This is a genomic window from Thermocrispum municipale DSM 44069 (assembly GCF_000427825.1).
GTDB classification, from domain to species: Bacteria; Actinomycetota; Actinomycetes; order Mycobacteriales; family Pseudonocardiaceae; genus Thermocrispum; species Thermocrispum municipale.
This window is the reverse complement of the sequence record NZ_ATYT01000003.1, coordinates 22,774-45,309: the sequence shown is the minus strand read 5'-3', so window position 1 is coordinate 45,309 and position 22,536 is coordinate 22,774. Positions and strand designations below refer to the sequence as shown.

Here is a 22,536-nt window from a genome sequence, read left to right as displayed (position 1 = left end):
GAGCTCACAGCGCCAGATGCAGCCTCAATGCTTCGTCCAGCGCGGACAGCAGGCGCGCCGGGACCCGGCCGACTCTTCGCCCGACTCGCTCCACCGCGACCGAGCGAACCTGCTCGGCCTGCGCCTTCGAGTCGTGTTTCAATCCGCACTCCTCGGCGGGCAACAGCACTTGGAACGGGAACACCTTCTGCACGTTCGACGTGATCGGCACGATGGTGACCACGCCGCGTCCGTGGCGCGCGGCGGCCGCATTCGCGCCGTCGTTGCTGACGACGACACCAGGCCTGCGCTTGTTGCTTTCCGCCCCACGCACCGGTTCCAGGTCGACCAGGCGAATCTCCCCGCGCCGCACTACCGGGCCTCGGCGCCGGGATCACCGTCGGCGACCGTCACGTCCCACGCCGCGGCGTCACCGCTTTCGTGCCACTCGTCGAACGCCTCGGCGTAGGAATCCTCCAATTCCGCGGCGCGGAGCAGCTCGATGGCTTGCCGCAGCGCCGCCGAACGCGTCGCCGCACCCGACCGCCGCACGTACCGGTCGATGAACGCGACGTCGTCGTCCGGGAGGCTCACGCTCAGCTTCATACTCACCATGCTACTTGCGGTACTACCCGCGTGCTACCACACTGCCGGTCAATGCCAAAACCGACCGCCGCACGCAGGGTGACGATATGAACCAACGATGTGACAGGGGCCGTTACGTCACTAGAGTGACCTCGGCGGTACTCCGAACGGCCGACGGTGACCAGGCGCGAAGATGACACGTCGGTTTCGGTTTGTCGCCAATATGGCGTTAAACCCCGTCACGGGGTGTTAGATCGCGTGAAGTCACAAGAGATGTGAGGGCGCGGGCTGTCCGCGGACCCGCAGGAGGGTAGATGACCGAGCAGACATCATCAGCCACGCCGATGATCAAGGCCACGGCGGTGAACAAGCACTTCGGTGATTTGCATGTGCTGAAGGACATCAACTTCGAGGTTCCGCGTGGTCAGGTCGTGGTGGTGCTCGGGCCGTCGGGTTCGGGTAAGTCGACGTTGTGCCGGGCGATCAACCGGTTGGAACCGATCGACTCCGGCACGATCGAGGTCGACGGTCAGCCGCTGCCCGCGGAAGGGCGGGCGTTGGCGCAGTTGCGGGCCGACGTGGGCATGGTGTTCCAGTCGTTCAACCTGTTCGCCCACAAGACGATCCTGGACAACATCACGCTGGCGCCGATGAAAGTGCGCAAGCAGGACAAGGCCACCGCCCGCAAGACCGCGATGGAGCTGCTGGAGCGGGTGGGCATCGCCAACCAGGCGAACAAGTACCCGGCGCAGCTGTCGGGTGGGCAACAGCAGCGTGCCGCGATCGCCCGGGCGCTGGCGATGAAACCGAAGGTGATGATGTTCGACGAACCCACCTCGGCGCTGGACCCGGAAATGGTGCAAGAGGTCCTCGACGTCATGACCACCCTGGCCCGGGAGGGCATGACGATGTTCGTGGTCACCCACGAGATGGGGTTCGCGCGCAAAGCCGCCAACCGCGTCATGTTCATGGCCGACGGCGAGATCGTCGAGGACACCACCCCCGACGACTTCTTCACCAACCCGAAATCCGCCCGCGCCAAGGACTTCCTCGGCAAAATCCTGACCCACTAGACCCCACCGCGGCACCGTCGAAAGAACCGGCGGGCGGTGGCCAACTGGAAGGAAGACAACAGTTATGCGGTTCAGTCGAGTACTGCGAGCAGGTGCGGCTATCGCCGCAGCGTCCCTCGCGCTCGCCGCGTGCGCCAACCCCGGTGGCGGTGGCGACAGCGGCGACAGCGGCGGCGAAGGCACCATCAGGGTCGGTATCAAGTTCGACCAGCCGGGCATGGGCCAGAAGCAGGGCGAGAACAACTACACCGGCTTCGACGTCGAACTGGCCAAGTTCATCGCCAAGGAACTGGGGTACGAAGAGAACCAGATCGAGTTCAAGGAAGCCGTCTCCGACGACCGCGAGACGATGCTGAAGAACGGCGACGTCGAGTACATCGTCGGCACCTACTCGATCACCGACGAGCGCAAAGAGGTCGTCGACTTCGTCGGTCCGTACTTCATCGCGCACCAGGACCTGTTGGTCCGCAAGGACTACCCGGACCTGACCAAGGAAGAGCTGGCCAAGGCCAAGATCAAGCTGTGCTCGGTGACCGGGTCCACGTCCGCGGCCAACGTCAAGCAGGAGCTGGCCAAGAACGCCGACCTGAAGGAGTACAAGGGCTACTCGCAGTGCGTCGGTGCGTTGGAGAGCAAGGCGGTCGACGCGCTGACCACCGACGACACCATCCTGGCCGGCTACGCCGCGCAGAACGAAGGCAAGTTCAAGCTGCTCGGCCTGAAGCTGACCGATGAGCACTACGGTGTCGGCCTGCCCAAGGACAGCGACATCAAGGACAAGGTCAAGGCCGCCGTCCAGAAGTGGATCGACGACGGCCACTGGGAGGAGGCCGCCAAGAAGTACCTCGGCCCGGCAGGCTACGAGATTCCCGAGCCGCCGACGCTGGAGGACTGAGGATCTTCCGCGATCACAGCCCGGCGTGCCGCTGAGCCCTTCGGCGGCACGCCGGCTGTGCCCACGCTTGCTCATTGGGTCTGGGAGACACCGTGTTCGACTTTCTCGACAAGCCGCTCTACGCCGAGTACGGCGGCATCCTGGGCGCCTTCTGGGTCACGATCCAGCTGACGTTCTTCTCGGCCATCGGATCGTTGATCTGGGGCACCGTCCTCGCCGCGATGCGCGTCGGCCCCGTGCCGATCATGCGCTGGTTCGCCACCGCGTACGTCAACATCGTCCGGAACGTCCCGCTGACCGTCATCATCGTCGGTAGCTCGGTGGTGCTGGCCGACCAGTTGCTGTGGACGCTGGGCGGCAGCGACACCCGCGAGATCAGCTTCCGGCTCGCCGTGCTCGGCTTCACGCTCTACACCAGCTGCTTCGTGTGCGAGTCGCTGCGTTCCGGCATCAACACGGTGCCCATCGGCCAGGCGGAGGCGGCCAGGGCGCTCGGCCTGACGTTCTTCCAGGTGCTGCGCATCGTGGTGCTGCCGCAGGCGTTCCGGTCCGTGGTCGCGCCGCTGGCTTCGGTGCTGATCGCGCTGACCAAGAACACCACGGTGACCGCGGCCATCGCAGGTATCGAAGCCGCCGCGCTGATGGCCGCCATGATCGAGCGGGAAAGCGACAAGGTGCTGCTGGTGTTCGGCATCTTCGCGGTCGGCTTCGTGATCCTGACCCTGCCGATGGGCATGTTCCTCGGCTGGGTCGCCAAGAAGGTGAGTGTGAAGCGATGAGCCAGCAGGCTTCCGTTCTCTACGACGCTCCCGGTCCGCGGGCCAAACAGCGCAACGCCATCTACACCGTCTTGTTCGTCGCGGCGCTGGCGCTCGCCGCGTGGTGGTTCATCAGCGAGCTGGACGCTCGCAACCAGCTGGAAGCGGAAAGCTGGACTCCCCTGCTGGAAGCCGGCGTCTGGACCGACTTCTTCATCCCCGGTTTGCTGAACACCCTGCAGGCGGCGTTCCTGTCGATCCTGATCGCGCTGCCCATCGGCGCGCTGCTGGGCATCGCACGGTTGTCCGAGCACGCGTGGATCCGCTGGCCGGCCGCGGTGTGGGTGGAGTTCTTCCGTGCCACTCCGGTGCTGATCCTGATGCTGTTCAGCCGCGAGCTGTACCGCATGGCCGGCGTGGACTCGGAGATCCTGCCGCTGTACGCAGTGGTCACCGGCCTGGTGCTGTACAACGGGTCGGTGCTGGCCGAGGTGGTGCGCGCGGGCATCCTGTCGCTGCCGCGTGGCCAGTCGGAAGCCGCCGACGCGCTCGGGATGCGCAGAAGCCAGGTGATGACGTCGGTCCTGCTCCCCCAGGCCGTCACGGCGATGCTGCCCGCGATCGTCAGCCAGCTGGTGGTGATCGTGAAGGACACCGCGATCGGTGGTGCGGTGGTCCGGTTCGAGGAGGTCATCGCGCAGCTGCGGCCGTTGCCGACGTCGGACTACCGGCCGAGCGTGATCGCCACGCTGACCGCGATCGCGATCATCTTCATCATCCTGAATTTCATCCTGACCGCATTCGCCAACTGGCTGGAGCGGTGGCTGCGCAGGCGGAAGAAGGGCACCGGGGCGGTCGTCACCACGGACATGGTGGAGGAGCAGGCCCCCGGAGTTCGGCTCGAGGACACCGAAGCCGACGTTGCCGGGCGCAAGGACGACGGTTAGTTTCCCGGGCTCCCCGGCTGGTTCCTTCCTGGGCTCTCGGCGGCTGGTCGTTTCTGGGCGCCCCGCGGCGGCTCGTTTCCCGGGCTCCCAAGCGAGGGTTCCTTTCCTAGGCACCCCGACGGGGGTCGTTCCCCGGACACCCCGGCGGCGGTTCGTTCTCCAGGCCCCGCGGCGGCTCGCTGGACCGGCTCGACAGTTGTCGAGTGACACGGTCCGTGCGGGCCGCCGTGTCGTCTGGGGTGATCGGTGCCGCGGGCGTTCCCTCGCTTCCACTGATCTGCACCAGCGGATGCGCGCCGGCGCCTCGCGGCGGCCGTGCTTGGTCCTGACGAACGCGCACACCCGCGTCTGGCGGACGAGTATGCCTGCTCCTCGGCCGCCGACAGCGAGTGCTCACCGCCCGTCTAGCGGATACGTAGGCCAGCCTCCCGCAGTGCCTCCTCGACTCGCAGCCGCTCGAGGTCGTGGTCCAGCTGGGAGGTCTTGGCCAGCTGCTGCTCGACCTCCAGCGCCTCGCACGCCGAGATCAGCAGCGAGTCGTACGCCTCCTCGGCGGCCCTGCGGCGCGCCATCGGAGCGTTCTCCGGCAGCTCCACCAGATACCGATGCACTCGGCGCAGGTTCTTCGACAGCTGCTCGATAGGCGGGTAAGCGGGCTGCGGCGCGCGTTTGCGCGCCCGGTACTGCTGCGCTTTGCGGGCCAGATAGAAGGCCAGCGCGAACAGCGCGGGCGTCCCGAAGACCACCGCCAGGTACAGCGCGATGTTGATCAACATGCCGCCGCTCCTCGCCCCGTGCGTCCATGGTAGGACGCCGGGCGGTCAGGAACGATTGCGTCGGAACAGCTTGTTACCGAGCCAGACCACCGGGTCGTAGCGACGGCCCGCGACTCGCTCCTTCATCGGGATCAGCGCGTTGTCGGTGATGTGAATGCCCTCCGGGCACACTTCGGTGCAGCACTTGGTGATGTTGCAGTACCCGAGGCCGTGCTCGTCCTGCGCCATGTCCCGACGATCGGCGGTGTCCAGCGGGTGCATCTCCAGCTCGGCGATCCGCATCAAGAATCGCGGGCCGGAGAACGCCGGCTTGTTCTCCTCGTGGTCACGCACCACGTGGCAGGTGTTCTGGCACAGGAAGCACTCGATGCACTTGCGGAATTCCTGCGAGCGCTCCACGTCGACCTGCTGCATCCGGTACTCGCCGGGCGCCAGCCCCTCCGGCGGCTGGAACGACGGCACCTGCCGCGCCTTCTCGTAGTTGTACGAGACGTCGGTGACCAGGTCACGCACCACGGTGAAGGCCCGCATCGGCGTGATGGTGATCGTCTCCCCTTCCGAGAAGGTCGACATGCGCGTCATGCACATCAGCCGTGGCTTGCCGTTGATCTCCGCCGAGCACGAGCCACACTTGCCCGCCTTGCAGTTCCACCGCACCGCGAGGTCCGGCGCCTGGGTGGCCTGCAACCGGTGGATGACGTCGAGGATGACCTCTCCCTCGTTGACCTCCACCTCGAAGTCCTCGAGCGAACCGCCGTTCGAGTCGCCGCGCCAGACGCGGAACTGTCCGATGTAGCTCACGCCTCCTCCTTGCCGGCCTCAGCGTTACCCTTCGCGGCCAGGGACTGGTAATCCGGGTGGGCGGCCAACTCCTCCTCGGTGTAGTACTTGCTCAGTTCCTCGACGTCGAACAGCTCGAACAGGTCCTGGCGCATCGGTTCCTGCTCCTTGCGCTCGACCTTGATGCCGGGCACCAGCTCGTCGTCGTCGGTCGCGCTGCACACCAGCAGGGTCTTGCGCCATTCGGCGTCCAGCTGCGGATAGTCGTCGCGAGTGTGACCACCGCGCGACTCGGTCCGCATCAGCGCGGCCTTGGCCACCGCCTCGGAGACCATGAACATGTTGCGCAGGTCGATCGCCAGGTGCCAGCCCGGGTTGTACTGCCGGTGGCCCTCGACGACCACGCGACGCATGCGCGTCTTCAACTCGGCCAGCCGCTCCAGCGCCTGCTCGATCTCGTCGGCCTTACGGATGATGCCGACCAGGTCGTTCATCGTCTGCTGGAGATCCTGGTGCAACGTGTACGGGTTCTCCGGCTCACCGGACTCCGGCGGGTCGAACGGCAGCAACGCCATCCGGGCGGCCGCGTCCACATCGGACTGCAGTACCACCGGGCGGCGGTCCAGGCCCGCCACGTAGTCGGCCGCGCCTTGCCCTGCCCGCCGGCCGAACACCAGCAGGTCGGACAGCGAGTTGCCGCCCAGCCGGTTGGAGCCGTGCATGCCACCGGAGCACTCGCCTGCCGCGAACAGACCCGGCACGACCGACTGCGCGCTGTCCGGGTCGACCTCGATACCACCCATCACGTAGTGGCAGGTCGGGCCGACCTCCATCGGCTCCTTGGTGATGTCGACGTCCGCCAGCTCCTTGAACTGGTGATACATCGACGGCAGCCGCCGTTTGATCTCCTCGGCCGACATACGGCTGGCGATGTCCAGGAACACGCCGCCGTGCGGGGAGCCCCGGCCTTCCTTGACCTCGCTGTTGATCGCCCTGGCCACCTCGTCCCGCGGCAGCAGGTCGGGTGTGCGGCGGTTGTTCTCCTGGTCGGTGTACCACCGGTCGGCTTCTTCCGGCGTCTCGGCGTACTGGCCTTTGAACACGTCGGGCACGTAGTCGAACATGAACCGCTTGCCCTCGGAGTTCTTCAGCACGCCACCGTCGCCCCGCACGCCCTCGGTGACCAGGATTCCCTTCACCGACGGGGGCCAGACCATGCCGGTCGGGTGGAACTGGACGAACTCCATATTGATCAGCGTCGCGCCCGCGCGCAGCGCCAACGCGTGCCCGTCGCCGGTGTACTCCCAGGAGTTCGACGTGACCTTGAACGACTTGCCGATGCCGCCGGTGGCCATCACCACGGCGGGCGCCTCGAACAGCACGAACCGGCCGGACTCCCGCCAGTAGCCGAACGCGCCGGAGATGGCGCCCGACGAGTCGTCGGTCAGCAGCTCGGTGATGGTGCACTCGGCGAAGACCTTCAGCTTGGCCTCGTAGTCACCGGTCTCGGCGTAGTCCTCCTGCTGCAGCGAGACGATCTTCTGCTGCATCGTGCGGATGAGCTCCAGGCCGGTGCGGTCACCGACGTGGGCCAGCCGCGGGTAGGTGTGCCCGCCGAAGTTGCGCTGGCTGATCTTGCCGTCCGGCGTGCGGTCGAACAGTGCGCCGTAGGTCTCCAGCTCCCAGACCCGGTCCGGGGCTTCTTTGGCGTGCAGCTCGGCCATCCGCCAGTTGTTCAGGAACTTGCCGCCGCGCATGGTGTCACGGAAGTGAACCTGCCAGTTGTCGTTGGAGTTGACGTTGCCCATCGACGCGGCGCAGCCACCTTCGGCCATCACGGTGTGCGCTTTACCGAACAACGACTTGCACACCACCGCGGTGCGCAGGCCGCGCTCGCGCGCCTCGATGGCCGCCCGCAGGCCCGCGCCGCCGGCACCGATCACCACGACGTCGTAGTTGTGCCGCTCTACCTCGGTCACGACTTCACCTCTTCAAGCTCGGATGCGTTCTCGGGTGCGCCGCCGGTCGCTGCGCCGCGCGGCGGGTGCGACATCGCCGCGTCAACCGATGAACCGCAGATCGGAAATGACCCCGCCGGCGACCAACGCGATGTAGAAGTCGGTCAGCATCAACGTGCCCAGCGTGATCCACGCCAGCTGCATGTGCCTGGCGTTGAGCAGCGACACCTTCGTCCACATCCAGTAGCGGATCGGATGCTTCGAGAAGTGCTTCAGCCTGCCGCCGATGACGTGCCTGCAGGAGTGGCACGAAATGGTGTACGACCACAACAGCGCCACGTTGACCACCAGGATCACGTTGCCCAGCCCGAACCCGAAGCCTTCCGGCGACTGGAACGCGATGATCGCGTCGTAGGTGTTGATCACCGAGACGATCGCGGCGGCGTAGAAGAAGTACCGGTGGATGTTCTGCAGGATCAGCGGGAACCGCGTCTCGCCGGTGTACTTGCGGTGTGGCTCCGGGACCGCACACGCAGGCGGTGACAACCAGAACGACCGGTAGTAGGCCTTGCGGTAGTAGTAGCAGGTCAACCGGAACAGCAGCAGGAACGGCAAGCTCAGCGCCGCGTACGGGATCAGCGGATGGTCGGGCAGGAAGCGCCCGAACAGCGAGGAGGCCTCGACGCAGCCTTCCGACACGCACGGCGAGTAGAACGGCGTCAGGTAGTGGTAGTCCTCGACGAAGTAGTGCGCCTGCTGGAACGCTCGGAAGGTCGCGTACACGACGAAGACGGTCAGACCCGCCACGGTCAGCGCGGGCCCCATCCACCAGCGGTCGACCCTCAGCGTCGAAACTGGCAGGCGGGCCCGCAGCGGCGCGTTCACTCCGGTGTCGTTAGCGGTCATCGGCGCTCCCCTCGGTAGCCGCCGACGCCCTCGTCGTCCGCTTCGGACCACAACGAGTCGTCGTACGGGGTGTCGGGCACCGGGATGACGCCCTCCTTGCCCGCCTGGCCCGCTCGCACCGGCGCCGGTGGCGTGCCGGCGAGTTCGTCGGCGTCGATGTCGAGTCGATCGACGTCGTTGGCCAATCGCCGGAGCGCGGGCGCGTCACCGTACTGAGTTCGCAATGCGCCGAGACACTGTCGCAGCTGGCCGATGCTTCTCTTGAGCGCGGCGATCTCGGTAGTCGTCATCGACTCCTCCAGGCCAGTTCGGGACGTCCGTATTCACATGTGGTGGACAACACCGACGACTCTGCCGTGATCGAGTCAAAGTGACAAGGCCCACACGCCGGTGTGTGTGCCGGGCACTGTAGCGGGTCGGCGCGCGACACGATCGGGGGGTCTGATCTTGACAACCGACGCCGGCCGTGCTTGCCGAAATCAGCGGTCACCCAGCACAAAGCCGAGTTCGGCCACCACGACTGATGATCACTCGTTCGGTCGACCACGTCGGACCACGCGAAGCACTGTCAGCACTCGGCCGCGCCCGACGTCGTCCGAACGGCCGCACCGGTACCGCGACGCCGGGGCACTCACTGCCGCCACCGCGCCACGTCAATCGGTGGGCAGGTCCAGCAGCTCGGTCTCCCTGCCCGCTTCGGCGAGTTCTTCCCGGACCACGCGGTAGGCCAGCTCTTGCGGGTAGCCTTTGCGCGCCAGCATCCCGACCAGCCGCCGGGTGGCCACGTCGTCAGCCACCCTCGCCATCGCCCGCAACCTCTTACGCACCAGCTCTCGCGCGCGCGTCTCCTCCGCTTCGGCGTCGATCATGTCGACCGCTTCTTGCGCGATCTCCCCTTCGACGCCGTCCCGCAGCAGCTGGGACTTCAACGCACGACGTCCGAGCCCCTGGTAGGCGTGGCGCGAGCGCACCATCATCTCCGCGTACTCGGCGTCATCGATCAGCCGCGCGCGCTCGAGCCTGTCCAGGACTGAGTCGACGACCTCCGGCTCGAAGCCCTTACGCGCGAGCGCGCGAGCCAGATCCGCCCTGGTGCGCGGCTTGACGGCCAGCAGCCGCAGCGCCGCCGCCTTGGCCTTACGGGCCGGATCCTCGGCTGCCTGCTCGCCCGCGGCCATGGATCAGAAGTCGACCGGGGCCGGGACGACGGCGTCGGCGTCCACCACCGGGCCGATCCCCAGCTTCTCCTTGATCTTCTTCTCGATCTCGTTGGCGATGTCCGGGTTGTCGGACAAGAACTTGCGCGCGTTCTCCTTGCCCTGGCCCAGCTGGTCGCCCTCGTAGGTGTACCAGGCACCGGACTTGCGCACGATGCCCTGCGCCACGCCCATGTCGATGAGCGAACCCTCGCGAGAGATGCCTTGGCCGTAGAGGATGTCGAACTCCGCCTGCTTGAACGGCGGGGCGACCTTGTTCTTGACCACCTTCACCCTGGTGCGGTTACCGACCGGCTCGCCGCCGTCCTTGAGCGTCTCGATCCGGCGGACGTCCAGCCGCACCGAGGCGTAGAACTTCAGCGCCTTGCCACCCGTGGTGGTCTCCGGCGACCCGAACATGACGCCGACCTTCTCGCGCAGCTGGTTGATGAAGATCGCCGTGGTGTTCGAGTTGTGCAGCGCCGCGGTGAGCTTACGCAGCGCCTGGCTCATCAACCGGGCCTGCAGACCGACGTGGTTGTCGCCCATCTCGCCTTCGATCTCGGCCCGCGGCACCAGCGCGGCGACCGAGTCGATCACCACGATGTCCAGCGCACCGGACCGGATCAGCATGTCGGCGATCTCCAGCGCCTGCTCGCCGGTGTCCGGCTGGGACACCAGCAGCGCGTCGGTGTCCACACCCAGCTTCTTGGCGTATTCGGGGTCCAGCGCGTGCTCGGCGTCGATGAACGCCGCGATCCCGCCGTCGGCCTGGGCGTTGGCCACCGCGTGCAGGGCCACCGTGGTCTTACCCGAAGACTCCGGGCCGTAGATCTCCACCACCCGGCCGCGCGGCAGACCGCCGATGCCCAACGCCACGTCCAGCGCGATGGCGCCGGTCGGGATCGCTTGGATCGGGGCGCGCTCCTCGTCACCGAGGCGCATCACCGAGCCCTTGCCGTATTGCTTCTCCACCTGGGCAAGGGCCAGTTCGAGCGCCTTTTCCCGGTCCAGAGCCGCCATGGGTTCCACCTCGCTGATCTCACGACTGTGCTTGTACGGGGCCGACAGTACGGTTCACGGCCGACAATCCGCCGAACTCGCGCTCGAAGGTGTGGACAACCGGCCCGTTGTGGACAATCCTAGGCGAACATCCGTTCGAGGCGTGCACGGACACGCCGGTGTGTCACCGGCGTTCCGGCGGGATGTCGAACTCCTCGCAGATGGCCACCCAGACCCGCTTGGCTTCGACGCCGTCGGCCAACGCCTGGTCCGCGGTACGCCCACCCAGCGCGCTGAGCACGTGATCGGCGGCAAGCGTAGCGGCCCGCACCGCCCCGAACTCGTCGGCCATCAACCGCCGGAACACCGTGATGCGCATACCAGTACCGTAGAGGCCGTGCTGCTGGCTCAGCTTGACGTCCCCTCGTGGGCGCCGACCGCATTGTCCGTCGCGGGCATCATCGTCGTCGGCGGGTCGCTCATCGCGCTGCTGAGGTACTTCCGGCGGCGCTGAGTCAACCCTCCACCGTGCCGGGCTGGACGCGCTGCTCGAAGTAGTCGGCCAGCTCGTCCGGCGTCTTCAACTCCTGCGGCGACACCGACGGCTCCTGGAGCAGCACGCCGAGCAGTGGCCGGTCCTCGACCTGGAACGTCAGCACCGACATCGCCGGGCCGGTCACCGCGGCGTAGCGCCCCTTGAGACCGTTGCCGGCCCAGTCGGCCTGCACCTGGTCGCCGCCCGCCGGCGTGCTGAGGATGTTCATCGCGTAGGCATCGAGTTCGTCGGCCGAGCGCGCGTGGATGTAGTACAGGTGACCGCCCGGCAGCTTGGGTGGCACGCATTCCACGCGCACCCCGAGATCCTCCGGTGGCATGAACGACCCGGAGACCTCGTTGTCGCAGTTGTAGGCCTGTTCGTCGGCCACCTTGCCGGCCAGTTGCCGAAGACATCCGGTGAACCCCTTGCCGTCCGGCTTGCCCGGCTCACGGCACTCCTCCGCGGTGAACGTCTTCGGCCCTTCCTCCTGCCCCCACAGCAGCCATCCGCCGACACCGAGGCCGGCGAGCACCACGATCGCCGCGACGAGAGCAATGATCTTGGTGTGTTTGCTGCGCTTGCGCTCGACGACCGGGAACTGCGGGAAGTTGCTCGGCAGCGTCGGCTGGGCGGCCGACGAGTATGCGTAGCCACCGGCCTGGTACGGGCCGCTCGGTGTGCCGCTGAGCGGACTCACCTGGCTTCCCGCCACCGGCCCGGTCGCCTGTGCCGGATCCGTGGCACCGGCCACCTGGTGCGGGCCGGAGCCGCTGGGGTTGCTGACCCCTTGGGTCCGCACGTTGATGCCGTCCACCGTGACATGGTGGGCGCCGAGCGCGACGGCCGTCTCCGGCTGGTCCAGGCTGGACGGCACCACGCCGAGCTTCTCCGAGATCATGCTGCCGACCAGCGGCAACCGGCTCGAACCACCGACCAGATAGATGCCTGCCAAGTGCTGCGGCGTCAGCTGGGCGGCGCGCAGCGTGCGGGACATCAGCTCGACACTGCGCAACATCGCGGGCCGCACCAGCGCCTCCAGCTCACCCCGCGTGACCAGCACGTCGGTGAACGGCTCCGGCATCGGCACCTCGGTCTGCGGGTGCCGGGACAGCGCCTCCTTGGCAGCTTTCACGTCCTCCTGCAGTGCGCGGCGCGCGCGGCGATCGGCGGTCGTCTCCGGGCGCAGCAAGCGCTGCCACCGTTGCGGGTCCTTGTGCGACACCGAACGGCCCACGTGCACCAGCAGCGCCTGGTCGACATCGAGACCGCCGAGGTCGGACAGCCCGTCCTCGGCCAGCACGGTGAAGCCACCGTCCTGCGTCGCGCCGACCACCGCGGCGTCGAACGTGCCCGCGCCCAGGTCGTAGACCGCCAGCGCCTGCCCGGGCGCCAGGGCATGGCCGGGGAACGACGCGAAGTGTGCCGCTGCCGCGACCGGTTCGGGCACCAGCGTGATCGCGCCGGTGATGCCTGCCTGTTTGGCCGCCGACATCAGCACCGCTCGCCTCGTCGGGCCCCACTGCGCCGGGTGGGTCAGCCGAACCTCGTCCGGCTGGGTGCCGCCGAGTTGGCGCGTCACTTCGGACAACACGCGACGCAGCACGGCGGCGAGCGCCTCGCTGACCGGGATCACGTCGGTACCCAGCAACAGCGTCTGGTCGTCGATGCGCCGCTTCGGGTTGGGTTCGAACCGGGACGGGTCGAGCCGCGCCCGTCGCTCGGCATCCCGGCCGACCAGCAGCGTGCCGTCCTCCCCTGCGTAGACCGCCGATGGCATGGTGGCCGAACCGTCGACGTCGACCACGCGTGGCGAGCGGCCGTCCTCCGCCAGCACCGCGACGGTGTTCGACGTGCCCAAGTCGATGGACAGGACCCGCACGGCACTCCCTTCATCCGCTTCGACGGTCAAAGCAGCTTGAATGCTGCCATGTCGGCGCCCGGCGCGAGGCAATACCCGGCAAACCGTGTCGGGATCGTCGGTCCCGTCCGTCAAGATGGGACTTGTGAGCCAGGTACTCGAGCTGTTCTCCGCCCCGACCAGGGCGTGGTTCAGCGCTGCCTTCAGCGGCCCGACGGCCGCGCAGGAAGGTGCCTGGCGTGCGGCGGCGACCGGCAGCGACGCGCTGGTGATCGCGCCGACCGGTTCGGGTAAGACGCTCGCGGCGTTCCTGCTGGCGATCGACCAGCTGGCCACCAGTGAGCCGCCGCAGGATCGCAGGCACCGTTGCCGGGTGCTCTATGTGTCGCCGCTGAAGGCGCTGGCGGTGGACGTGCAGCGCAACCTTCGCGAGCCGCTGGACGGTATCGCCGGCGCGGCACGGCAGTTGGGGGCACCGGCGCCGGACGTCACCGTGGGGATGCGGACGGGGGACACACCGTCGTCCGAACGCGCTCGGTTCACCCGTTCCCCACCGGACATCCTGGTCACCACACCGGAGTCGTTGTATCTGCTGTTGACGTCGAACGCCCGGGAGTCGCTGCGCGGCGTCCACACGGTGATCGTCGACGAGGTGCATGCGGTCGCCGGCAGCAAGCGTGGCGTGCACCTGGCGTTGTCCTTGGAGCGGCTGGACGATCTGCTGCCGAAGCCCGCTCAGCGCATCGGGCTGTCCGCGACCGTGCGTCCGGTGGACGAGGTCGCGACGTTCCTGTCCGGCGGACGACCGGTGGAGGTGGTGCAGCCGCCGACACCCAAGACGGTTCAGGTGACGGTCGAGGTCCCGGTCGAGGACATGACCGACCTGCCGGTTCCGGAGCAGGACGAGCCTGGCCGGCCGATGGGCTCGGACCTGGGCTACCCGGAGGAGACGGTCGGCGCGCCGGTACGCCGTCCGTCCATCTGGCCGTTGGTCGAACGCCGGATCTACGAGCTGGTGACCACGCACCGGTCGACCATCGTGTTCACCAACTCGCGGCGGCTGTCGGAGCGGCTGACGACCCGGTTGAACGAGTTGCACGCCGGCGAGCCGGAGCTGACGAGCTTCCCCGCTCAGGCGCCCGGCCAGTCCGGTGTGTCGACGGTGCCGCCGCCGGTGATCGCCAAGGCCCACCACGGCTCGATGTCCCGCGAACAGCGGCTCATCGCCGAGGAGGAGCTGAAGGCGGGCACGCTGCCGTGCGTCGTCGCCACCTCGTCGCTGGAGCTGGGCATCGACATGGGGGCCGTCGACCTGGTGATCCAGGTGGAGCCGCCGCCGACCGTGGCGTCCGGGTTGCAGCGGATCGGTCGGGCCGGGCATCACGTCGGCGCGATCTCGACCGGGGTCATGTTCCCCAAGCAGCGCGGCGAGCTTCCCGGGTGCGCGGTGGTCGCCGAACGGATGGCGGCCGGCCGGATCGAGTCGATCCGCTGTCCGCGCAATCCGCTGGACGTGCTCGCGCAGCAGATCGTGGCGATGGTGGCCGCCGAGCAGGATCACCCGCTGACCGTGTCGCATGTGGCCGAGGTGGTGCGGCGCGCGGCGCCGTATCGCGAGCTGCCCGACGATGCCCTGCACGCCGTGCTGGACATGCTGTCGGGCCGTTATCCGAGCACGGACTTCGCGGAGCTGCGGCCACGGATCACGTGGGATCGCCCCACCGGTGAACTGCGAGCGCGGCCGGGAGCGCGGCGCCTGGCCGTGACGTCGGGCGGCACGATTCCGGATCGGGGGCTCTACACCGTGGTGACCGCGTCCGGGGAGGGTGAGCGGCGCACCAGGGTCGGCGAACTGGACGAGGAGATGGTCCACGAGTCGCGGGTCGGTGACACGATCCTGCTGGGCACGTCGACGTGGCGGATCACCGACATCACGCATGACCAGGTCATCGTCGCGCCCGCGCCGGGGCAGCCGGCGCGGATGCCGTTCTGGAAGGGCGAGACCGTCGGCAGGCCGATGGAGCTGGGCAAGGCCATCGGAGCGTTCGTGCGCGAGCTGGGGAGCATGGAGCCCGCGGAGGCGCGCGAGCGGGCCGCCGCGGCCGGGCTGGACGACTGGGCGGTCGACAACCTGCTGGCCTACCTGGCCGAGCAGCGGGCCGCCACCGGCCACGTGCCGGACGACCACACGATCGTCATCGAGCGCTACCGGGACGAGCTGGGTGACTGGCGGGTGGTGGTGCACTCCCCGTTCGGCGCCCAGGTGAACGCGCCGTGGGCGCTGGCGATCTCCGCGGAACTGCACCGGCGCAAGAGGCTTGACGCGCAGGTCATGCACTCCGACGACGGCATCGTGCTCCGGTTGCCGGATGTCGCGGAGTCGGCCGTGTTGCGTGCTCAGGACGTCGTACTCGATCCGGAGCTGGTCGACGACATCTTGCGCACCGAGGTCAGCTCGAGTGCGTTGTTCGCGGCACGGTTCCGGGAATGCGCGGCGCGGGCGTTGTTGCTCCCTCGGCGGGATCCGCGGCGCAGGCAGCCGTTGTGGCAGCAGCGCCAGCGTGCGGGCCAGTTGCTCAGCGTGGCCGCGGACTACGACCGATTTCCGGTGGTGTTGGAGTCCATGCGCGAATGCCTGCAGGACGTCTACGACGTCGCGGGCCTGCGGTCTCTGATGCGCGACATCGCCGCTCGCACCGTTCGGGTCGTCGAGGTCCAGACACAGTCGCCTTCGCCGTTCGCTCGCAGCCTGCTGTTCGGGTATGTCGGCGAGTTCCTCTACAACACCGACGCGCCGCTGGCCGAGCGGCGGGCTGCCGCGCTGGCGTTGGACTCGACGCTGTTGGCGGAGTTGCTGGGGTCGGAGTCGCTGCGCGAGTTGCTGGACGCGGACGTGATCGCCGATGTCGAAGCCGACCTGCAGCACGTGTCCGAGCAGCGGCATGCGCAGGACGCCGAGGCGGCTGCGGATCTGTTGCGCACGCTCGGCGACCTCACGCCGGACGAGTTGGGCGCGCGTGGCGTCGCCCGGGAGTGGATCGACGAGCTCGAGGAGTCGGGGCGGGCGATCCGGGTCACCGTCGCCGGGCAGGAGCGCATTGCCGCGGTCGAAGACGCCGCCCGCCTGCGAGACGGTCTCGGCGTCGAGCTGCCGTCCGGGGTGCCTACGGCGTTCCTGGAGCCGGTGGATGACCCGGTGCGGGAGTTGCTCGCGCGCTTCGCTCGGCGTCGTGGTCCGTTCACCGCGCAGCATGCCGCGGAGCGGTTCGGGCTCGGCGTGGCGGTCGTGGAACAGGTCCTGGACAAGCTCACAGCCGACGGTGTGCTCGTGCGCGGACAATTGCAGCCCGCGCCGACCAGCAGTGCCGTCGACTACTGCGATTCCGAGGTGCTGCGGCGGATCCGGCGGGCGTGCCTGGCTCGGATGCGCGCGGAGGTCGAGCCGGTCGACCCGCAGACGTTGGGCACGTTCCTGCCTGCTTGGCATGGCATCGGCAGGTCGTCGAGCCGCACCGCGACCGCGGACGAGCTGCTGTCCTGTGTCGAGCAGCTGGCCGGAGCGCCGATTCCGGCCAGTGCGCTGGAGTCCCTGGTGTTGCCCGCGCGGCTCCCCGGCTACCGCCCGGCCCTGTTGGACGAGCTGACCACCAGCGGAGAGGTCACCTGGTGTGGTTGCGGTGCGCTGCCCGGTGGTGACGGGTGGATAGCGCTGGCGCCGTCGGACGTTGCGGATCTGCTGCTGCCTGATCCGGTCGATGTGCCCGAGGGTCAGGTGCATGCGGCCATCGTGGCGGCCCTGGGTAGTGGCGCGCTCTTCTTCCGCGAGCTGGTCGACCGGCTTCATCAGCAGGTCGATCCCGCGCCGACCGACACCGAAGTGGTCACCGCGCTGTGGGATCTGGTGTGGGCGGGGGTGGTGACCGGTGACAGCATCGGAGGTTTGCGCGCGACGCTGTCCGGTGGTGGGACGGCGCCTCGTCCGCGGCGCTCCGCACCCCGCGGTCGCTACGCGCGCCTGCGGGCACGAACGCTTGGCGCCCAGCTGCCCGCACGCCCTCGTATGCCGTCGATCACCGGCCCGCCCACGGTTGCCGGTCGGTGGGCGTTGGTGCCACAGCGCGAGCCAGACCCGACACGGCGCGCACACGCGCGTACCGAGTCGTTCCTTGAACGCCACGGAGTGCTCACGCGCGGTTCGCTGGACGCCGAGCGTGTCAGCGGTGGGTTCGCCGGCATTTATCAGGTGCTGCGGCAGATGGCCGAAGCCGGGCACGTCATCCGCGGCTACGTGGTGGACGGCCTCGGCGGTGCGCAGTTCGCCGCGCATGGCGCCATCGACCGGCTGCGCGCGGAGGACCCGTTCGGCAAGGAGGCTGTCGTGCTGGCGGCAGCTGATCCGGCGCAGCCGTACGGTGCGGCTTTGCCCTGGCCTGCTCCGGTCGGCGATCCACCGCACCGGCCGGGCCGGAAAGCAGGGGCGCTCGTGGCGCTGGTCGGCGGCAGACCGGCGCTGTACCTGGAGCGGGGCGGGAAGTCGTTGCTCTCCTTCACCACCGACGAAGAGGCACTGGCCGCAGCGGCGCATGCCGTGGCCGAGCTGGTTCGTGCCGGCAGGCTGGAGCCGGTGACGGTGCGGCGGGCCGACGGCGCGCAGGCGCTCACGTCCGAGTTGGCGAGTGTGCTGCGGGGCGCCGGGTTCCGCGCCACTCCCCAGGGTTTACGGTTGCGCTGATCTTGTTCGTCGCGTCGATCGCGGAACGGAGGAGCGGTGGCGGTCAAGGAGCTGCGGTATTTCGGCGACCCGGTGTTGAAGACTCCTTGTGAGCCCGTCACCCGGCTCGATGCCGCCACCGAACGGTTGGTTCGCGACTTGCTGGACACCGTCGACCAGCCTGGCCGCGCCGGGCTGGCGGCGCCGCAGATCGGGGTCGGACTCCGAGCGTTCAGCTACCGGGTCGGCAAGCAAATCGGTTACGTGCTCAACCCTGAGCTGGTCGAGGTCTCCGACGAGGTACACGAGATCGACGAAGGCTGCCTGTCCGTGCCCGAGTTGTGGTTCCCCGTCGTCCGTGCCAAGCGAGCGGTGGTTCGCGGGGTGAACATTCGCAACGAGCCGGTGACCGTCGCCGGAGAGGACGTGCTGGCGCAATGCCTGCAGCACGAGACCGATCACTTGGACGGCATGCTGTACTTGGACCGGCTCGAGCCGGAAAGAAAGAAGAAGGCTTTCCGGCTGTGCCGTGAATCGTCGTGGTTCTGGCAGCGGTGAAATCTTGTCCGATGTCTCTTGAGCCGCCTTCGCGCACTTCGCCGGAACAGGAGTGCCGCGCATTCGGTGAAGTCCGAACAGGTTCGGTGAAGTCCGAGCAGGAGTTCACACTCAAGTCACCGGCGATTAGTCCGATGACATGGCCGCACGCTTGTGTTTCACGAGACGGTAGGCGGGCTGACTGACCGGACGGGCCGAACCTGGCGGAGCCCGCCGCGAGATATGCGGTAACCGTCGGAGACAGGGATCCACGGGCAGATAACCCCGCCCGTGGATCCCGGAACGTCGCCGCGTGAATCAGGTGTAGATGCGGACTACGGGGTGGTGTCGATCCCCTTTGACCACGACTGTGGCTCCGCGCGTCGGGTCATAGTCGTCCGACTTGGCAAGTACAGGGCCGGTCACGCTGTCCTTGAACACCGTGATGGTCGCGGGATCGTTCAGATGGAAGTGCAGGTCCTGGCACCCGTCACCCCACCTCTCGAGGAACCGGAAGTTCCAGGGTAGGTAGGCCGGCGTCTCCCACCTCACCCACACGTCGAAGTCGACGAATTCACAGACTCGCATGACGCCTGGTCCGGGAAGTTCGGCAGCCATCGCCGGGGTGGCACCGGCCAGCATCCCACCGGCAGCGATCGCACCGGCAGTCGCTACTACGCCAGCACGCTTGGCGACCTTTCGAGAACGCATGTCACTCTCCGTTCGTCGACGTAGTCGAACATTCGGTTTTCTGTTCGACAAACGGCACGACGAACTAACCCATCTCGGCGTTCAACGCACCTGCCGCGGATTCTCACTTGGTGTCCTTCGGTCGCGCCACATTGCCCGATAAGGCAAATCGCGACCGACAGCGGAATAGGACGCGCCAGCGATCTGGCCCAGGTCGATCTTCGCTCAACTTTGGTCTCCCCACCAGCAGCGCACCGACCTGCTCTGGCGAGCGGCCGACGGCCGTCTGGCCCCACGATCGCCCTGTCGAGCCGTCAACCTGCAGCACAACAACCGGCTGTGGAACCAGTTGCCGGCCCGCTGTTCGCGGACGCCTTCAAAGGCGCACTGCGCACCGCTGACTTCGGGCTTCGACGATGCGCTTGCACGGATGGAACTGCTCGATGTCACGACTGTGCTCGGCCACAGCTTGTCGACGCCGCCGCGAACACGGACGCAGCCGGTACCGCGAACACGGACGCAGCCAGTCGACGCCGCCACGAAGACGGCCAGCTTGTCCACGCCGCCGCGTGCATAGATGCGGCCGCGCGCTGTCACCCGCTTCTGCACGAATGCAGCCGCTCGATGTCCGCGCGTAGAAGCGTCAGCGCACCTCGCAGTCCGCACGCAACGAAACATCAGCGCACCTCGCAGTCCGCACGCAACGAAACATCAGCGCACCTCGCAGTCCGCACGCAACGAAACGTCGACGCGCCTCGATGTCAGCACGTAGCGAGGCGTCGGCGCGCCTCGATGTCAGCGCGTGGCGAGGCGGAGCAGCGCCCAGAGCTGAGCGACGGCGTCCTCGTCTCCGTCTGTGGTCACCGCGCCGGTGGGTACCCGACCCCACAACCACAGGTAGAGCCGCATCGGTGTGCCGGTGACCTGGGCGTCGGCCGTCATCACCTCGTGCTCGTCGACCCGCCACGCAGCGGTGATCGAGGGGCCTGCTTTGGTCAGCCAGTGCCGATCCCCCACGGTGATGCCGACCGTGCCCGTCCGCGTGCCCGACACTCCCAGCACACCGAGGCGATGCCCGTACCACAGCGTGAGCACCTCGTCGATGCCGTCGGTCGCGACGTCGTCGGCGACATCGGTGACCTCGAGCGAGGCCGCGCTCTGCACATCCGTGCGGTGCACCGTCGTCTCGTGCACCATCCGCCTGCGCCAGAAACCGGACGTCTGGTCCTCCGGCCACCACGTTCCTGCCGCTGCGTAGGGATCACGCTTGGCCAACTCTTCCGCCAGCTGCGCGTAGCCATCCAGCAGGTACTGCTGCACCGACTCACCCTGAGCCGGCTCGCGCTGCCAGTCTGTGGGCCGGTCACCGGACTGCAACCACCCCAGAACCAGGCGATACACCGAGCCGACGTGCCGGACCGTCTCGGCAAGGGTCAATCCGGGGACCGCAGGCACCCGCGCATCGGGCCGCGCGCGAGAGGATGCGTCCACCAGCAACTCGACCTCGAGCCCCAGCACGTCCAGGAGCCGCCCGTGGTCGATGAGGACCTTCTCCGACATCAGGCCGACCAGAGCCCTCTCTGCGCCGGAATGCTGACCGGCGCAGGCTGCTCCGCCGCACCACCACGAACCGTTGGCGTTTCGTCGGACTGCCCGAACCGGTCCGTCGACCGCGCCGCGCCGCGTTCATCCGTCGACGTGCCGTACTGCTGCTCGGGCTGATCCGCCGCGCCGTGCCGGTACCCGAGGGTTTCGTACGGCAGCGGGGACGGCTGCTCCGCCGCACCACGCCGGAACCCAGACGTTCCGGGCCGCTGCTCGGACTGCTCCGCTTGCCGATCCGCAGCGCCACGGCGGACCGGCGAGGTTCCGTGACCGCGCTTCGACTGATCCTGCTGCCGGCCTTCGGCGCCGCGGCCGATCGCTGCCGTTCCCTCCCGCTGCGCGGAGTGACCGGTCGACCCGACTGCCGCACTGCGCCGCACCCGCGGCCGTCGTGGTGCAGCGGCCGGCTCCGAATACACCGCACGCGCGGCGAGCTCGACGAACTGCGCCGCCTGGCGCAGCAGATCATCGGCCGTGCGCTGACCGATCCGTCCGCTGATACCCGCCTGCACTGCCTCGTGCATGCCGGAATGCGCCGCGAAGAACCGCGCCCACTCACCCAACTCGGGCACGGCGACCTCCAGCAGCACCCAACTACTGGTCGGCTTCGCGCGCCCCCGATGCGGCCTGCCACGCGCCACCAGCACGGCGGCGGACGCCCGCAAAGCCGCGGCGTAGGCACCCGAGAACCGCTCGGTGGGCTTGGTCGCCCACTCGGCGTCCACCAGCATCCGCCGCGCCTGCGCCAGCAACGAACGCGCCATCGGAGCAACCGGGGCGCCGGTGGCCGAATGCCGAGTCATGGTGCCAGCCATGCTGCTCTCCTCACTCCTCCATGGGGCGTTTACCGCGAAGCGAATGCCCGGCGGCGCTTCCCGCTCGCCGCCGGGCCGCACCCCGGACCACCATATTCCGAACACATGTTCGAACACGGTCAACAGTAGCTCATATGTTCGAATCGAGGCAACCCTCGTGGGACGCGAAAGTGTCGGTCATGGCGGAACCGCGATTAGACTTCTTCCCGAGAGCGAGGGAGGAGGCCGACGTGACAGCGATGCCCTCCGGGACCATCCGGTACGTCGAGCTGACGCCCGCCGAGTTCCGGCAGCGACTGCCCGAATCGCTCAACCTGTATGTGCAGGCCATGCGCTATCCGGCAGGCACCGCGGAGCAACGCGCGCCGATGTGGCTGGCGCACATGCTGCGGGACGGCTGGCGCAATGTCACCGCTCTCGACGCCGACGGCACCATGATCGGCCTCGCTTACGGCTACCGCGGCCAACCCGGCCAGTGGTGGCACGAACAAGTACGCGCGGGTCTGGTCGCGCGCGGCGAGCCGACCGACGCGCTGCACGACTACTTCGAACTCACCGAACTGCACGTGCGCCCGGACAGCCAAGGCAGCGGCATCGGCGAGGAATTGCTCCGCAGCCTGCTCGACGGACAACAGCTGCCCCGGGTCCTGCTGTCCACGCCGGAGGGGCCGAGCAGGGCGTGGCGGCTGTACCGCAGGCTCGGCTTCACCGACGTGTTGCGGCACTACCGCTTCGCCGGCGACCCGCGGCCGTTCGCCATCCTCAGCCGCACGCTGCCCCTCGACTAGGAGCTTGCGTCCCGCGCAACAAGGCGCGGGCGAGCGGTCTGCCCGCGGTCACCGACGACTCCGGACAGATCCGCGACGCGGGCGGCGAGAACCCTCCCGAGCAGGTTCGGCGGAAACGCACCAGCGAGAGCCTCCGCGA

At 68.2% G+C, this 22,536-nt stretch carries 21 protein-coding genes; 7 read left to right on the top strand and 14 right to left on the bottom strand.

The features are described from left to right. Positions 1 to 4 precede the first annotated feature (4 nt). Positions 5 to 352: a type II toxin-antitoxin system PemK/MazF family toxin gene (locus tag YWM_RS0100225; protein ID WP_028849014.1), complete on the bottom strand. Its 348-nt coding sequence runs from the start codon at positions 350 to 352 to the stop codon at positions 5 to 7. Next, positions 352 to 585, bottom strand: coding sequence for a ribbon-helix-helix domain-containing protein (locus YWM_RS0100220; RefSeq protein WP_028849013.1), 234 nt, complete (start codon positions 583 to 585; stop codon positions 352 to 354). The genes YWM_RS0100225 and YWM_RS0100220 overlap by 1 nt, the downstream gene beginning before the upstream one ends. 323 nt (positions 586 to 908) lie before the next feature. Here YWM_RS0100220 and YWM_RS0100215 point away from each other — a divergent pair, with 323 nt between their 5' ends. The 4 genes from YWM_RS0100215 (at position 909) to YWM_RS21475 (ending at position 4,237) form a co-directional block, all read left to right on the top strand. Beyond that, positions 909 to 1,637 (top strand): amino acid ABC transporter ATP-binding protein, encoded by a 729-nt coding sequence (locus YWM_RS0100215; RefSeq protein ID WP_156914601.1) that lies wholly within the window; start codon positions 909 to 911, stop codon positions 1,635 to 1,637. Between the two features lie 64 nt (positions 1,638 to 1,701). Then, positions 1,702 to 2,532 carry a glutamate ABC transporter substrate-binding protein gene (locus YWM_RS0100210; RefSeq protein ID WP_028849011.1) on the top strand — a complete coding sequence of 277 codons (831 nt, stop codon included), beginning with the start codon at positions 1,702 to 1,704 and terminating at the stop codon, positions 2,530 to 2,532. A gap of 92 nt (positions 2,533 to 2,624) precedes the next feature. Next, positions 2,625 to 3,311: an ABC transporter permease subunit gene (locus YWM_RS0100205; protein ID WP_028849010.1), complete on the top strand. Its 687-nt coding sequence runs from the start codon at positions 2,625 to 2,627 to the stop codon at positions 3,309 to 3,311. Then, positions 3,308 to 4,237: an amino acid ABC transporter permease gene (locus YWM_RS21475; protein ID WP_052344396.1), complete on the top strand. Its 930-nt coding sequence runs from the start codon at positions 3,308 to 3,310 to the stop codon at positions 4,235 to 4,237. The genes YWM_RS0100205 and YWM_RS21475 overlap by 4 nt, the downstream gene beginning before the upstream one ends. Before the next feature lie 404 nt (positions 4,238 to 4,641). On the opposite strand, the gene YWM_RS0100195 is transcribed toward YWM_RS21475, so the two are convergent. The 9 genes from YWM_RS0100195 to YWM_RS0100150 form a co-directional block, all read right to left on the bottom strand. Continuing rightward, positions 4,642 to 5,013: a hypothetical protein gene (locus YWM_RS0100195; RefSeq protein ID WP_028849009.1), complete on the bottom strand. Its 372-nt coding sequence runs from the start codon at positions 5,011 to 5,013 to the stop codon at positions 4,642 to 4,644. Positions 5,014 to 5,058: 45 nt separating this feature from the next. After that, entirely contained in the window at positions 5,059 to 5,814 is a 756-nt protein-coding gene (locus YWM_RS0100190; protein ID WP_028849008.1) for a succinate dehydrogenase/fumarate reductase iron-sulfur subunit, read from the bottom strand. Next, entirely contained in the window at positions 5,811 to 7,772 is a 1,962-nt protein-coding gene (locus tag YWM_RS21470; protein ID WP_052344394.1) for a fumarate reductase/succinate dehydrogenase flavoprotein subunit, read from the bottom strand. The genes YWM_RS0100190 and YWM_RS21470 overlap by 4 nt, the downstream gene beginning before the upstream one ends. An 81-nt stretch (positions 7,773 to 7,853) precedes the next feature. Then, entirely contained in the window at positions 7,854 to 8,657 is an 804-nt protein-coding gene (locus YWM_RS0100180; RefSeq protein WP_028849007.1) for a hypothetical protein, read from the bottom strand. Continuing rightward, positions 8,654 to 8,947, bottom strand: coding sequence for a hypothetical protein (locus tag YWM_RS0100175; protein ID WP_028849006.1), 294 nt, complete (start codon positions 8,945 to 8,947; stop codon positions 8,654 to 8,656). The genes YWM_RS0100180 and YWM_RS0100175 overlap by 4 nt, the downstream gene beginning before the upstream one ends. 363 nt (positions 8,948 to 9,310) lie before the next feature. After that, entirely contained in the window at positions 9,311 to 9,835 is a 525-nt protein-coding gene (locus YWM_RS0100170) for a regulatory protein RecX (RefSeq protein WP_028849005.1), read from the bottom strand. A gap of 3 nt (positions 9,836 to 9,838) precedes the next feature. Then, on the bottom strand, positions 9,839 to 10,876 hold the full coding sequence (gene recA, locus YWM_RS0100165) for a recombinase RecA (RefSeq protein WP_043659004.1): 1,038 nt from the start codon (positions 10,874 to 10,876) through the stop codon (positions 9,839 to 9,841). Between the two features lie 163 nt (positions 10,877 to 11,039). Beyond that, positions 11,040 to 11,234, bottom strand: coding sequence for a DUF3046 domain-containing protein (locus YWM_RS0100160; protein WP_028849003.1), 195 nt, complete (start codon positions 11,232 to 11,234; stop codon positions 11,040 to 11,042). Positions 11,235 to 11,370: 136 nt separating this feature from the next. After that, complete coding sequence (locus YWM_RS0100150) at positions 11,371 to 13,272, bottom strand: Hsp70 family protein (protein ID WP_028849002.1); 1,902 nt, start codon at positions 13,270 to 13,272, stop codon at positions 11,371 to 11,373. Between the two features lie 115 nt (positions 13,273 to 13,387). Here YWM_RS0100150 and YWM_RS0100145 point away from each other — a divergent pair, with 115 nt between their 5' ends. Continuing rightward, positions 13,388 to 17,983 carry an ATP-dependent helicase gene (locus YWM_RS0100145; RefSeq protein ID WP_043659198.1) on the top strand — a complete coding sequence of 1,532 codons (4,596 nt, stop codon included), beginning with the start codon at positions 13,388 to 13,390 and terminating at the stop codon, positions 17,981 to 17,983. Between the two features lie 36 nt (positions 17,984 to 18,019). After that, positions 18,020 to 18,520 (top strand): peptide deformylase, encoded by a 501-nt coding sequence (def, locus tag YWM_RS0100140; protein WP_028849000.1) that lies wholly within the window; start codon positions 18,020 to 18,022, stop codon positions 18,518 to 18,520. A 297-nt stretch (positions 18,521 to 18,817) separates the two neighbouring features. Here def and YWM_RS0100135 read toward each other — a convergent pair whose 3' ends face one another. The 3 genes from YWM_RS0100135 to YWM_RS25480 form a co-directional block, all read right to left on the bottom strand. Then, positions 18,818 to 19,210 (bottom strand): hypothetical protein, encoded by a 393-nt coding sequence (locus tag YWM_RS0100135; RefSeq protein WP_156914566.1) that lies wholly within the window; start codon positions 19,208 to 19,210, stop codon positions 18,818 to 18,820. A 774-nt stretch (positions 19,211 to 19,984) separates the two neighbouring features. Then, positions 19,985 to 20,749 (bottom strand): maleylpyruvate isomerase N-terminal domain-containing protein, encoded by a 765-nt coding sequence (locus YWM_RS0100130; RefSeq protein WP_028848998.1) that lies wholly within the window; start codon positions 20,747 to 20,749, stop codon positions 19,985 to 19,987. After that, positions 20,749 to 21,609: an SAV_6107 family HEPN domain-containing protein gene (locus YWM_RS25480; RefSeq protein ID WP_156914565.1), complete on the bottom strand. Its 861-nt coding sequence runs from the start codon at positions 21,607 to 21,609 to the stop codon at positions 20,749 to 20,751. Before YWM_RS25480 ends, YWM_RS0100130 begins: the two co-directional genes overlap by 1 nt. 230 nt (positions 21,610 to 21,839) lie before the next feature. On the opposite strand from YWM_RS25480, the gene YWM_RS0100120 reads away from it, so the two are divergent. Next, a complete protein-coding gene (locus YWM_RS0100120; RefSeq protein WP_028848997.1) occupies positions 21,840 to 22,397 on the top strand; it encodes a GNAT family N-acetyltransferase in 558 nt (185 codons plus the stop codon). The last annotated feature ends 139 nt before the right edge of the window (positions 22,398 to 22,536 follow it).